This window comes from Halomonas sp. M1 (genome assembly GCF_029581375.1).
GTDB lineage: Bacteria > Pseudomonadota > Gammaproteobacteria > Pseudomonadales > Halomonadaceae > Vreelandella.
This window is the reverse complement of sequence record NZ_CP121119.1, coordinates 3234344-3247434: the sequence shown is the minus strand read 5'-3', so window position 1 is coordinate 3247434 and position 13091 is coordinate 3234344. Positions and strand designations below refer to the sequence as shown.

The following is a 13091-nucleotide window of genomic DNA, read 5'->3' as shown; positions in this document are numbered from 1 at the left end:
ATCTTGCGAGTTCTGAGGTTACATGATTTTTAGTTAAGTCACACGCAGATGGCCTTACGGCACATCAACACTGGTGGCCGCTGCTTCACCTTCCTATAATGGCAGCCAATTACGTGTTACGGCCCTTTTAGCGCCGTACCTATTACTTCTTTCCACGGGTGCCTTCTGTTCATGACGTTTTTTCGAACCCTCATCCTGTCGCTGTTTTCGCTGATTGTGGCGTTGTTTGGAGCCACTGCGCTGGCAGTAGTAGGCGCGGCTATTTATTTTTCGCCGGGGCTGCCCGATGTGCGTCAGCTGCAGAACTTCGAGCTACACACGCCGCTGCGCATCTTCACCAACGACGGCAAGCTGATCGGTGAGTTTGGTGAAGAGCGCCGTATGGCGATTGACTTTGACGAGATTCCTCAGGATATGATCAATGCCCTGATTGCAGCTGAGGATGCCAACTATTTCGACCACTCAGGCGTTGACCCTCGGGGCTTAGCAAGGGCCTCCGTGGAACTGGTACAGAGCGGTGGCACGATTCAATCCGGCGGCTCCACCATCACCATGCAGGTGGCACGTAACTACATGCTGACGCTGGATCAAACCTTCACTCGGAAGATCCGTGAAATTCTGCTTGCCCTGCAAATGGAGCAGCTACTCAGCAAAGAAGAGATATTTGAGCTTTACGTTAACAAAATTTTCTTAGGCAATCGCGCCTATGGCATTGCGGCGGCCTCAGAAACCTATTACGACAAGCCCCTGGCTGAACTTACCCTAGCAGAAACCGCCATGATTGCCGGGCTGCCCAAGGCCCCTTCTGCCTTTAACCCACTGGCTAACTCTGAGCGCTCGCTGATCCGCCGTAACTGGATTCTGTTCCGTATGCGCGGGCTGGGCTACATCGATGACGAAGCGTATCAGGAAGCGGTTCAGTCGCCGGTAACTGCCCGCCGCTACTTTACCCAAACAGAAGTTGATGCCGCTTATGTGTCTGAAATGGCGCGCCAGTACGCAGTTGAACGCTTTGGCGATACCGCGTACACCGGTGGCTATCGCATTTACACCACCATCGACAGCGAAATGCAGCCCTATGCACGCCAAGCACTGGCCAATGGCCTAGTGGCTTACGATCTTCGCCATGGCTGGCGCGGGCCGGAACAGCGTGATATCGCATCAAGCCTGCTAGAAGCCCAAGAACAGACCGCCACCCAAGGGCTGGAGGAAGAGCTTGCGGAGTCTCCCGAAATTCGTCAAACGGCGCGCCAGGCAGCCCAGCGCAGCCAAACGGAAGTGGAAGGCATTGATGGCGATGTCAGTAACTGGTTACAAGTATTAGACCGAACGCCCAACTTTGGCCTGCTGCGCCCCGCCATTGTAGTAGAAAGCAGTGGCCGCGAGATGCAGGTGCTTTTACGTGGTGGCGAACTGCACACCATCCCGTGGAGCGGCCTAAGCTGGGCGCGCCAATACCTAAGCCCGCGCAGCCGGGGGGCCGAGCCTAGCTCAGCCGACCAAATTGCCGTTCGTGGTGACTTGGTACGCGTGTTTGAAAATGAAGACGGCACTTTACGCTTGTCTCAACGACCTGATGCAGAAGGCTCGCTGGTTGCTCAAGATCCGCGCACTGGCGCAATTTTAGCCTTGCAAGGCGGCTTTGATTTTAACGCCAGCAAGTTCAACCGTGCTGTTCAAGCGCAGCGCCAGTCGGGCTCTATTTTCAAGCCGTTCATTTACCTAGCAGCGCTGGAGGACGGTGAGATGAATGCCGCCAGCGTCGTGAATGATGCGCCCGTAGTGCTAGATGACGGCAGTAACTCTTTATGGCGCCCAGTCAACGCCAGCCGCGATTTCGAGGGCCCCACGCGCCTTCGACCTGCTCTGGCCCGCTCACGTAACCTTGTGACCATTCGTGTCCTGCAAACCATGGGGTTGGATCATACGATCAACTATCTTGAGGGCTTTGGGTTTGCCTCCAGCCGCCTACCCCGTGGTTTATCGTTAGCGCTGGGGAGCGCCGACCTAACGCCGATGGAGATGACCAATGCGTACGCTGTGATCGCTAACGGTGGTTTCCAGGTGACACCGTGGTTTATCCAGCGCGTTACCCGCAACGATGACAACGAACTGATTGACGAAGCAACGCCCCAGGTCGCCTGCCCAAGCTGTGCAGAAGGACAAGAAACCGTTGAGATCGACGGAAAAGAGTACCCCGTTGCGCCCCGCGTGGCTGACGCCGCAGCGGTGTATATTTTGCGCGACATGCTACGCGACGTTATTACCTCAGGAACAGGCCGCGCGGCACTGAGCCTGAACCGTGATGACCTCGTGGGCAAAACCGGCACCACCAACAACCAGCGTGATGCTTGGTTCGCCGGTTTCAACAGCGATTTAGTGACCACTGTGTGGGTAGGTAAAGACAGTAACGAAACCCTTGCCGAGTATGGCGCTAACGCTGCCCTACCTATTTGGATCGAGTTTATGGGCGGCGCTTTAGCAGGTTCTCCTTCTGCGATCCCCAATCGTCCAGACAATGTTGTTTCTGCCCGGGTAGACGCAGACACAGGTCGTCGCTTGCAAGATAACCAGTCAGGCGGAATCTCCGAACTGTTCCATCGCGATCACCTCCCGGAGTATCAGACTGGCCGCATTAGTCGTGAACTAGAAGAGGTAGGCGGTTCGCAAGGCTCTGGCACTGCAGAATCGATCTTCTAAACAGCATCGTTAAAACTAACCCCAAGCAAAAGCCCGGAAACCTAATGGTTCCCGGGCTTTTTTAGATCAGCCAATTTTGTACATCACCATTACTGGCTGTCTTCACTGGCCTCGCAGCAGCTTAAGGCTTTAACCCGTCATTGGCGTTGCCTGAGATTCGCGCTTACTGGCCAGCCAATTGGCACCTATCGCCAAGCTCATAACAACGACGCCCGCTACTTCGGTGATTAAGCTTGGGTAGAACACACCGACGATAGCAGCAGCAATCGCTAAGCGTGGTAACAGCGACATTTTGGTGAAGAGATAGCCTTCCAGCGCAGCCGCAAAGGCACCAAGGGCAAGAATCGCGATGACCGCATTCCAGATCACGATAGGCACCGGGCCACCGACAATGATTTCCGGGTTAAACACCATAAACAGCGGAATCAAATAGAGACCTTTGGCAAACTTCCACGCTTGAAAGCCGGTTTCCATTGGCTTGCTGCCCGCAATCGCCGCCCCAGCAAAGCCTGCCAAGGCAATGGGCGGCGTCACGTTGGAGTCCTGGGAGTACCAGAACACCACCAAGTGGGCAATTAATAGCGGCACGCCAAACTCAGCGGTAAGCGCAGGCCCCACCAGTACGATCAACACGATATAGCTCGCAGTGACCGGCAGGCCCATGCCAAGGATTAAGCTTGCCAGCAGCACCATTACTAGCGCCAGCACCAAATTACCGCCCGAGAAAGCCAGCATCATGGAGGAGAATTTAAGACCCAACCCCGTAAGGCCAACTACCCCAACGATAATACCCGCTACTGCACAAGCCATGGAGACCGCAACTGCATTTCGAGCACCTAGCTCTAGGCCCTGCACTAGCTTCACAAGACCGGCCCATATCACTCCCCGAGTGCGCTCAAACGTTACCGCCTGACCTTGCCTTGGGGCAACAAAGAAGTACCACAAGGCGTAGCGCAATACCGCCACCACCACCATGGTCACCACTGCGTAATAGCCCACCCGCATCGGCGACATGTTCATGACCAATAGCCATACCAGCACCGCGAGTGGCAGTAAAAAGTGCCAGCCATCTTTCATTACCTGGCGCATTTGCGGCAGCTCGCTTTTAGGCAAGCCCTGCATACCCTGCTTTAAAGCGATGATATGAACAAAAAGGTACACCGTCGCAAAGTACATAATCGCCGGCAGGATACTGATTTTGACGATCTCTAAGTAAGGCGTATTAGTGTACTCGGCAATCAAAAACGCCCCAGCGCCCATCAAAGGTGGCATGATTTGCCCCCCGGTAGACGCGGCCGCTTCGATACCGCCCGCCTGCTTCGGCTGATAACCGAGCTTTTTCATTAGCGGAATAGTAAACGCGCCGGTGGTCACTACGTTGGCTATGGCACTGCCAGAAATAGACCCCATCCCCGCCGAGGCAAGCACCGCTGCTTTGGCAGGCCCGCCGCGCTGGCGACCCGTGGCGGCATAAGCCATATCAATAAAGAATTTACCTGCACCGGTGCTTTCCAAAAAAGCGCCAAACAGTACAAAGATAAAGATATAGGTCGCCGCCACTCCCAAGGGCAGGCCAAAGATACCCTCCTGACCGAGATAGAGCTGCCCCGCTACGCGGTCAAGGGAGTAACCACGATGCGAGAGAATGCCGGGCATCCACTCACCGAGCCAAGGCAATTCGCCCCGTGGCCCCGCAAACGCATAAATAATGGCCAGCAGGCCAATCAGCGTCATACCAAAGCCCACCGCACGGCGGCTGGCTTCCAACACGGTCACGGTGGCAATGCAGGCCACTAGGATATCGGTTTCGCTCCAAAACCCCGCACGACTGAAGATAGCATCCAGGTTAAGTACTAAATAGCCGCCGGTCACCAGCGCGCCTGCTAAAAACAGGCAGTCGATCCCCCAGCCAAGCACGCCGCGTTTGCGCTTGGGGCCGAAGGCTGGAAACATAAGAAACGCCAGCAGCATGATCAGCGCTAAGTGGATGCTACGCTGATAAAACAGCCCCAGTGGCTGAATGCCAGCGGAGTAAAGCTGGAACAGGGAAAGACCCACCGCCACAATGGTGATACACCACAGCACCATGCGGGGTTGAATCGCATTACCGCCAGGCATGACAACCGGCGGTGGAGTGGATTCGATCATGAAGTCCTCGGAAGCGTTGTCTTGCTTATTTTTTATTCGCGCGGAATCGCGTGAGGCTCTGTCAGTAGTATAGTCACGCGCTGTCCTGCCGCGCTGTCACTTAAACTGACTGCGGGATGCTCGCCATCCGGCCACACCACTTGATGATTAACCGCAGGCGAACCGACTCTTAATACATAGCGATTGTTGGGTACGGGCTCATGAATTGCATTGATCCAGTATCCCCCGTGACCATCGGAGACTTGCTCACCCCGGCCTTCTACATGCCCAAGGCCTGCGGCAAAGTCAGGTTGGTGGCTACGCTCTAACTGCATCACGCCTGCTACGTTGCGGTAGCAGTCCAGCACCGTAAACTTGGCTACTGAGTGATTCCATTGGATACACCAGCGCGTACCCACGGGTGCAGCGAAGGCTACTAGCGTTTCATCTTGCTCCGAGATCACCATTAACCGCACAGGCACAGACGCCGAAGCGGGGAATTCCCCCGCTTCGGCGAACGGCAAACATATTAAGAAGAGCGCTACTAGCCGTAGTGCCTGGCGGTGCATAGCGAAAAGCCCTTCACGCGCTATTAACTAACGGTTACTGACGAAGGCGATCCGGAATGTCGGCACCCACTTCTTCAAAGTAACGAATCGCGCCCGGGTGAAGCGGAACCGGCGTAGAGTTCATAGTGAACTCAACGGTGGTGTCGTTGGCAGCCGGGTGAACGGCAATCAGCTCGTCGGTGTTTTCAAACAGCAGTTGGGTAAGCTGATAGGCGAGTTCTTCATCCATATCCGCATTAACGACCAGCACGTTGGGAATCCCGATGGTTTGCACTGCTTCGTCCATACCGTCGTACATGCCCGCGGCTAGCTCGTATGGGGCGAATACTGCTTCAGCTTCCTGGGCGTTAGCAATTTCTTCATCCGATAAACCAATTAAACGAATATCTCGCGTAGCGGCTAGGTTGAGAATAGAGCTCGTGGGCGGCCCAACACTCCAGAAACCGGCGTCAATATCACCATCGCGGATGGCATCGGCGGTTTCGTTAAAGTTAAGACGCTGAGGGGTAAAGTCACTGTAGCTGACGCCGTTAGCTTCCAACACAGCACGGGCATTTAGCTCGGTGCCACTGCCTGGCGCACCTACAGAAACGCGCTTCCCGGCAAGGTCAGCAATACTATGGATGTCCGAATCGGCTAGAGTAACTAACTGCACCGCATTGGGATAAACGGAGGCCAGCGCACGGGTGTTTTCAATCTGGCGGCTCTCAAAGTCACCGGTGCCGGTATAGGCTTGGTAGGCGGTATCCGCCAGCACCAGGGCAAGATCCGCGTCGCCGCGCATAATCAGCCCCATGTTTTCAACCGAGGCCCCGGTGACCTCTGCTGTCGCCTGGGCACCTTCAATATGATTGTTGATCATCTCGGCAAAACCACCGCCGATGGGATAATAAACGCCACCGGTGCCACCGGTGGCAATGGAAAGCTGTTGCGCGCTGGCAGGCAGTGCTACGGCCAACATGGATGCTGCCGCTGCGTATTTTAGCGTTTTCATGAGCGTTTCCTCCGTCCTTACTTGGACTTATAGGTATGGTAGACAAATTAGGGAGGTGTGAAGCCCCAGCTTCTCGCTGCCGTAAACGGCAAGCAGAAGCGGTGGGGAGAAGTTAGCACGGCTTGCGCGTTTGATGCCAATAGCAACATCGCTAGCCAAGCTGAGCTTTTACCTGTGCAACAATATGTGCCCCAATGGGCATAGCCGAGGTAGCCGCAGGCGAAGGTGCGTTGCCTACATTCACCGTGCGTTTAGTATTTACAAACAGAAAATCATCCACCAGCTTGCCGTCGTTGGATACCGCTTGGGCGCGCACTCCTGCAGGGTACGGGGTCAAATCTTCTGCCGTTAAGCTAGGGCAATACTTGCGCACCAGTTCCAAATAGCCGCGCTTGTAGAGCGAGTTTTTCATCTCCAACAGGCCTGGCTTCAAATGCTTACCGAGCACTTTTAAAATACCGGGATGGGTAAACATCTGCCCCATATCCCGCAGCGACATATCCTGCTTGCGGTAACCTTCGCGCTTAAGCGCCAGCACTGCGTTGGGTCCAACGGTCACCGTACCATCAATCATCCGGGTCAGATGCACCCCCAAAAAAGGCATATCGGGATCAGGAATCGGGTATATCAGATGGTTGACGATATGGTTGTGGCGCTCAGGCAGCAGATAGTATTCACCGCGAAAGGGGCAGATCGTAAAGCCTGGGTCTTGGCCCAGCATGCGGATCACCCTATCCGCCATCAGGCCAGAGCACGACACTAAGTAGCGGCTGGTAAAAGACCCATTATGGGTCGTTACCACTACCTCTTCGGCGCGCTCTTCAAGCCCGGTGACACAGCAACCATAGCGGATCTCGCCGCCTAAACGCTCAAATTCAGCGGCCATCGCGCGGGTCACTTCAGCATAATTAACGATGCCGCTGGTAGGCACAAAAATACCCGCCACCCCAGTAATATTTGGCTCGCGCTCTTTAAGCGCATCGGCCTCCAGCCACTCTCGCTCCAAGCCATTGGCGGCCGTTCGTTCCCAAAGCGCCTCCATGCGCTGCTTTTCAAGGGCGTTCGTTGCCACCAGCAGCTTGCCGCAGATGTTGTAGCTAACGCCGTGCTGATCGCAAAATTCGCGGGTAGCGCGGTTGCCTTCAAGGCAAAACTTCGCTTTTAGGCTCCCCGGCGTGTAGTACACCCCGGCATGAATAACCCCACTGTTATGGCCAGTTTGGTGCTGAGCCGGGCCACTCTCTTTTTCAATCACCAGCATGCGTTTATCGGGGTAAGTCTGTTTCAGCTGCATAGCGGTGGACATACCCAAAATACCGCCACCGATAATGATGAAATCCCACATAAATGTCGTTTCCTGTGCCAAATTTTCAAAATTTATTGATAATAGCCGTTAATTAACGTTGATCGCCACGTTCCGACGTTGGTCTAAGGAGACACTATGGAGCACGATGCGCCGCGCCAAAATCTCGCTATCAGCGCCTATCGCGAGTTAAAGCACGACATTATTCGCGGCCGCTATGCGCCTGAAGAGAAGTTGTTAATGAGCCGCCTCAAGGAGCGCTACGGCGTTAGTACCGGCCCACTGCGGGAAGCACTTTCTCAGTTAGTCGCTGACCGGCTAGTAGTCGCCATTAGCCAGCGCGGCTACCGCGTAGCGCCAATGTCGCTGGCTGAGCTTAACGATATTTACGATGCCCGCGCCCAGCTGGAAGGGCTGATTCTACGTTTGGCTATTGAGCGGGGCGACGACGATTGGGAAGCCAACGTGCTGGCCACCGCTCACCGCCTTGCCAAAGTGACCGACATTAGCTCCCCCGATGAACTGCTGGATGGCTGGGACCTGCGTCATAAGGCGTTTCATACCGCCATTGCCAGCGGCTGCAATTCGCCGCACTTACTGCAAATGCGCAATACGTTGTTCGATCAGGTTGAGCGCTACCGCCATCTGTGGTTGCAAGAAACAGTCATGTCTCCCCAAGCGCTAGACATTAAACGCCAAGAACATGCCGCGCTGGTGGACGTTATTTTGGCAAGAGACACCGATCAGGCGGCTAATTTGATGCGCGATCATCTAATAACGCCTGTGCCGATTATTACCCGGGTTTTAACCGCGCGAGGAATTAACTAAATTCTGCGTTTTAAAAAAATGTAGATATTTTATCAAAACGGCGATACCTTGGAGCCAAGCCATTTTATTGTTCAATTTCGCTATGGGCGCTGTGGGCGTCTTTAAACGCGAATCAAGGAGTGCACGCCATGACACGCTTTAACTGGGACGACCCGCTGCTACTGGAAAATCAGCTTACTGATGAAGAGCGCCAAATCCGCGATGCCGCCCACGACTACTGTCAGGAAAACTTACAGCCGCGAGTGCTGACGGCTTTTCGTGAAGAGCGCTTTGATCGCGAGATCATGAGTGAGATGGGTGAGCTAGGCCTGCTTGGTGCCACCGTTTCCCCCGAGTATGGCGGCGCGGGTGTTAACCACGTGGCCTACGGTTTGATTGCCCGTGAAGTAGAGCGCGTAGATTCCGGCTACCGCTCGGCCATGAGCGTGCAGTCATCGCTGGTGATGTACCCCATCGAAGCCTTCGGCTCTGAAGAGCAAAAGCATAAGTACCTGCCCAAGCTTGCCAGTGGCGAAATGGTTGGCTGCTTTGGCCTCACCGAACCTGATCACGGCTCCGACCCCGGCTCGATGATTACCCGCGCTGAAAAAGTCGACGGCGGCTACCGCTTAACCGGCGCTAAAATGTGGATCACCAACAGCCCCATTGCCGATATCGCCGTGGTATGGGCCAAGTCGGCCGCCCACGATAACCAAATTAAAGGTTTTATTGTTGAGCGCGGCACCGAAGGCTTCACCACGCCGAAAATTGAAGGCAAAGTTTCGCTACGCGCCTCCATTACCGGTGAAATCGTGCTGGATAACGCTTTTGTACCCGAAGAGAACCTGCTACCCAACGTGAGCGGTTTGAAAGGCCCCTTCGGCTGCTTGAACAAAGCACGCTACGGCATCGCTTGGGGCGTGATGGGCACCGCCGAATTCTGCTGGCATGCCGCCCGCCAGTACACTCTGGATCGCAAGCAGTTTGGCCGCCCCTTGGCCGCTAACCAGCTGATCCAGAAAAAGCTCGCCGATATGCAGACCGAAATCACTCTGGGCCTACAAGCCGCCCTGCAAGTGGGTCGTTTGATGGATAGTGGCAACTGGGCACCGGAAATGATCTCGCTGATCAAACGCAATAACTGTGGTAAAGCGCTGGATATCGCTCGCGTTGCCCGGGACATGCACGGCGGCAACGGCGTTTCTGATGAGTACGGTGTGATTCGCCATATGGTGAACCTGGAGTCGGTAAATACCTACGAAGGCACCCACGACGTGCACGCGCTGATTCTTGGCCGCGCCCAAACCGGTATCCAGTCGTTCTTTTAAACGGCCAGCCGACACCCAGCCCATGCGATGAACATACCAAGCGAGGCCGTTGATGAGCACAGCAACCAAACCACTGGCAGGCATTAAAGTACTCGATATTTCCCGTGTACTGGCTGGCCCGTGGTGCGGGCAAATGCTCGCGGACATGGGGGCCGAGGTAATTAAAGTTGAGCGTCCGGTCAGTGGCGACGATACCCGCCACTGGGGGCCTCCGTGGCTTTCTGGCAGCGCTGAATCCGCCTATTACCTATGCGCTAATCGCGGCAAGCGTTCGGTCACGGTAGACATGGCTAAGCCCGAAGGCCAAGCGCTTATTAAGCAGCTTGCCGCCCAGTCGGACGTACTGCTTGAGAACTTCAAAGTGGGCGGGCTAAAAAAGTATGGCCTGGATTACACCAGCCTCAAGGCGATTAACCCAGGGCTGATCTACTGCTCAATTACCGGTTTTGGCCAGGAAAGCCCCTACGCCCATCGGGCGGGCTACGACTTTATGGTTCAGGCCATGGGCGGGATTATGAGTCTAACAGGCAGGCCGGATGGGGAGCCGGGGGGTGGCCCGGTGAAAAGCGGCGTCGCCTTCACCGATATTTTCACCGGGCTGTATGCTGCCAATGCGGTACTGGCCGCGCTTTATCAGCGTCGTGATACCGGCGTTGGTTGCCATATCGATATGGCCCTGATGGATGTGCAAGTGGGCGTGCTGGCCAACCAAGCGCTTAACTACCTCACCTCAGGCCAGGTGCCCCAACGGTTAGGCAACTCGCACCCTAATATTGTGCCTTACCAAGCGTTTGCCACGGCGGATGGCCACATGATTGTGGCGGTCGGCAACGATGAGCAGTTCAAACGCTTCTGCCAAGTGCTTTCCCTGCCTGAGCTAGCTCAAGACAAACGCTTTGCGAGCAACGGCGAGCGGGTCGCTCATCGCGAACAGCTCGTACCGCTGCTTGAAGCCGCGCTTGCCCAGCGCAGCACCGATGAGTGGCTGGCAGCGTTTGAAGCCGTCGGCGTTCCCAGTGGCCCTATTAACACCCTTGACCGGGTATTTGATGACCCCCATGTGCAAGCACGCGGCCTTAAACAGACCCTGCCGCACAGCCAAGCGGGCCAGGTAGACCTGGTGGCTAACCCGATCCGTATCAACGGCCAGTCGATGAGCGCTACCACTGCCCCGCCCTCCTTGGGCGAGCATACGGAACGCGTGCTGGAAGAGATCGGCATTACCGTCGAGCAGCGCCAAGCACTGCGAACGGCAGGTGTTATTTAACATCCCCTTCCTGATAATCTCCTTTATAAGCGCCCTTCCGGCGCTTTTTTTGGTCGCAATATCAATTTATTCGCAATTTATACAACACCTGTACAAAAAGTTAACAAACGGCTAAAATAAAGGTATTAAGGTATTTTCTAAACTCACGCTAATTGACCAGTGTCAGTAGTAAGAGCCTGCACCCCTAGATTAATAATCGTCATCAAAAAGGAGAAAACATGGCTAACTGCGCACGGGTCAACGGAACGTGTAAGCGCTGCGAAGGCGAGCTGCCTTTTGAGTTCACTATGGCGTTTCAGCCCATTGTGGATGTCTCGCTTGCGAAAGTAGTCACCTACGAAGCCCTCGTGCGCGGTATCAACGGAGAGTCCGCCTGGAGCGTTATCTCCCAAGTAACCGACGAAATGCTCTACCGTTTTGATCAAGCTTGCCGTGTCAAAGCGATTGAAATGGCGAGTGCGTTAAATATGCAGACGGATCTATCGATCAATTTTCTGCCTAATGCTGTTTATGAGCCAGAAGCCTGTATCCAGGCAACGCTGGAAGTTTCAGAGCGCGTTGGTTGGCCCACACATCGGCTCATTTTTGAAATTACTGAAACCGAGAAAGTGCGCGACCGCCAACACTTACGCAACATCATTGATGCGTATCGCTCAATGGGGTTTAAAACCGCGCTAGACGACTTTGGAAACGGCTATGCCAACCTGGATCTTCTCACCGACCTCACCCCCGACAAACTGAAAATCGACCGTGAGCTGGTGATGAACTGCGATCAAGACCCGCGGCGCCAAGCACTGCTCAATGCGATTATTTTGCTCGCGAAAGAGCTAGATACCACCTTGATTGCAGAAGGTGTAGAAACCCGCGCAGAGGCGCTATGGTTAGCAAAAGCAGGAATTACGCGTCAGCAAGGCTTCTTTTTTGCCAAACCGGCTATAAATTCCTTGGGACACAACCTTACCCCGCTACTGCTGGAGTTAAGAGCAGAAGTACAGGCCTGAAGGGAGCAATGGATGACTGCCATTAGCGCTGACCACCTCTATGAGCTTTTTAATCGTTCTAAGCAAAATACTGAAAACGTTATTAAAACGGCTCCCCTGGGTATTTGCATTACCGACCCAAACGGGCATTTTGAAATGGTCAATCCTGCCTACTGCCAGTTTTATGGCTATCGTGAAGAGGAGCTTATTGGCCAGCACTTTACGCTGGTGGTGCCCGCCGCCTACCGCCAGCAGATGGCAGAACTTCACGATGTATTTATTCAAGGCAATGAAACCCATGAGCTTCGCCAGGAGTGGGAAGTACGCTGTAAAAACGGCGAAACACGCACCATTATTGCCGAGGCCGCCCGCACTATTGGCGATGATGGCAAACCAAGAAAAGTCACTTTTGTTGTTGATATTACCCAGCGCAAACGGCTCGAAGAGCGTTTAACGCAAGCCAATGAGCAGTTGGTTTATATGGCTAGCCATGACGAACTCACTGGGCTTGTCAACCGACGGCAAGGGCTTAAACGCTTAGAGGAGGAGCTTAAGCGCTGCGAGCGTTACGGCGGTGAGCTTAGCATTGCCATGTTTGATCTAGATGATTTTAAAGCCGTCAACGATACCTACGGCCACGCTACCGGTGACAACGTACTTCAAGAAGTGACCGCCAAAGTGAATGGCCAGCTTCGCTCGACTGACGTGCAAGTGCGGTTGGGGGGCGAAGAATTCCTAATTATCATGCCTGAAATCAATGCCCAAGCCGCACATACGGCAATGGAGCGTATTCGCCAATGTGTCGCTGAATCACCGTGTACTGAACATAGGCTATCGGTCACGCTCTCAGCGGGCATTGCATGTTATGTTGAAGCCTCCAGCACTCGAATGCTTGATCGTGCTGACAAAGCGATGTACCAGGCGAAGCAAAACGGGCGCAACTGCGTCGTTATTGCACCGTCAGCCATGTAACAACGCTTATTGCACACTATGCTAAAACGACAACCTGTCCACAC

The 13091-nt window shown here is 54.5% G+C and carries 10 protein-coding genes; 6 read left to right on the top strand and 4 right to left on the bottom strand.

Features of this window, described 5'->3' with window-relative positions:
- The first annotated feature begins 171 nt into the window (after nt 1–171).
- Entirely contained in the window at nt 172–2700 is a 2529-nt protein-coding gene (locus P8S54_RS14915; protein WP_281442361.1) for a PBP1A family penicillin-binding protein, read from the top strand.
- Nucleotides 2701–2829: 129 nt separating this feature from the next.
- Here the strand turns inward: P8S54_RS14915 and P8S54_RS14910 are convergent, their stop codons facing one another.
- The 4 genes from P8S54_RS14910 to lhgO all read right to left on the bottom strand — a co-directional run bounded on the left by P8S54_RS14910 (nt 2830) and on the right by lhgO (nt 7735).
- Nucleotides 2830–4848, bottom strand: a complete 2019-nt coding sequence (locus P8S54_RS14910) for a TRAP transporter permease (RefSeq protein WP_281442360.1) — start codon at nt 4846–4848, stop codon at nt 2830–2832.
- 32 nt (nt 4849–4880) lie between these two features.
- Nucleotides 4881–5396, bottom strand: a complete 516-nt coding sequence (locus P8S54_RS14905; protein ID WP_281442359.1) for a DUF1850 domain-containing protein — start codon at nt 5394–5396, stop codon at nt 4881–4883.
- A gap of 34 nt (nt 5397–5430) precedes the next feature.
- A complete protein-coding gene (locus P8S54_RS14900; protein ID WP_281442358.1) occupies nt 5431–6390 on the bottom strand; it encodes a TAXI family TRAP transporter solute-binding subunit in 960 nt (319 codons plus the stop codon).
- Nucleotides 6391–6541: 151 nt separating this feature from the next.
- Nucleotides 6542–7735 (bottom strand): L-2-hydroxyglutarate oxidase, encoded by a 1194-nt coding sequence (gene lhgO / locus P8S54_RS14895; protein ID WP_281442357.1) that lies wholly within the window; start codon nt 7733–7735, stop codon nt 6542–6544.
- Between the two features lie 96 nt (nt 7736–7831).
- Between lhgO and csiR the strand changes: the two genes are divergently transcribed.
- The 5 genes from csiR to P8S54_RS14870 all read left to right on the top strand — a co-directional run bounded on the left by csiR (nt 7832) and on the right by P8S54_RS14870 (nt 13047).
- Nucleotides 7832–8521 carry a DNA-binding transcriptional regulator CsiR gene (gene csiR, locus P8S54_RS14890; RefSeq protein ID WP_281442356.1) on the top strand — a complete coding sequence of 230 codons (690 nt, stop codon included), beginning with the start codon at nt 7832–7834 and terminating at the stop codon, nt 8519–8521.
- A gap of 128 nt (nt 8522–8649) precedes the next feature.
- Complete coding sequence (locus P8S54_RS14885) at nt 8650–9828, top strand: acyl-CoA dehydrogenase (RefSeq protein WP_009096769.1); 1179 nt, start codon at nt 8650–8652, stop codon at nt 9826–9828.
- Between the two features lie 52 nt (nt 9829–9880).
- Nucleotides 9881–11095, top strand: coding sequence for a CaiB/BaiF CoA-transferase family protein (locus tag P8S54_RS14880; RefSeq protein WP_281442355.1), 1215 nt, complete (start codon nt 9881–9883; stop codon nt 11093–11095).
- A gap of 218 nt (nt 11096–11313) precedes the next feature.
- Nucleotides 11314–12096, top strand: coding sequence for an EAL domain-containing protein (locus tag P8S54_RS14875; protein WP_281442354.1), 783 nt, complete (start codon nt 11314–11316; stop codon nt 12094–12096).
- 12 nt (nt 12097–12108) lie between these two features.
- Nucleotides 12109–13047 (top strand): sensor domain-containing diguanylate cyclase, encoded by a 939-nt coding sequence (locus tag P8S54_RS14870; RefSeq protein ID WP_281442353.1) that lies wholly within the window; start codon nt 12109–12111, stop codon nt 13045–13047.
- Nucleotides 13048–13091: the final 44 nt, after the last annotated feature.

Coding starts and splice junctions, on each gene's coding strand:
- P8S54_RS14880 (WP_281442355.1), top strand. CDS start 9,881: ATGAGCACAGCAACCAAACCACTGGCAGGCATTAAAGTACTCGATATT.
- P8S54_RS14910 (WP_281442360.1), bottom strand. CDS start 4,848: ATGATCGAATCCACTCCACCGCCGGTTGTCATGCCTGGCGGTAATGCG.
- P8S54_RS14900 (WP_281442358.1), bottom strand. CDS start 6,390: ATGAAAACGCTAAAATACGCAGCGGCAGCATCCATGTTGGCCGTAGCA.
- csiR (WP_281442356.1), top strand. CDS start 7,832: ATGGAGCACGATGCGCCGCGCCAAAATCTCGCTATCAGCGCCTATCGC.
- lhgO (WP_281442357.1), bottom strand. CDS start 7,735: ATGTGGGATTTCATCATTATCGGTGGCGGTATTTTGGGTATGTCCACC.
- P8S54_RS14875 (WP_281442354.1), top strand. CDS start 11,314: ATGGCTAACTGCGCACGGGTCAACGGAACGTGTAAGCGCTGCGAAGGC.
- P8S54_RS14905 (WP_281442359.1), bottom strand. CDS start 5,396: ATGCACCGCCAGGCACTACGGCTAGTAGCGCTCTTCTTAATATGTTTG.
- P8S54_RS14885 (WP_009096769.1), top strand. CDS start 8,650: ATGACACGCTTTAACTGGGACGACCCGCTGCTACTGGAAAATCAGCTT.
- P8S54_RS14870 (WP_281442353.1), top strand. CDS start 12,109: ATGACTGCCATTAGCGCTGACCACCTCTATGAGCTTTTTAATCGTTCT.
- P8S54_RS14915 (WP_281442361.1), top strand. CDS start 172: ATGACGTTTTTTCGAACCCTCATCCTGTCGCTGTTTTCGCTGATTGTG.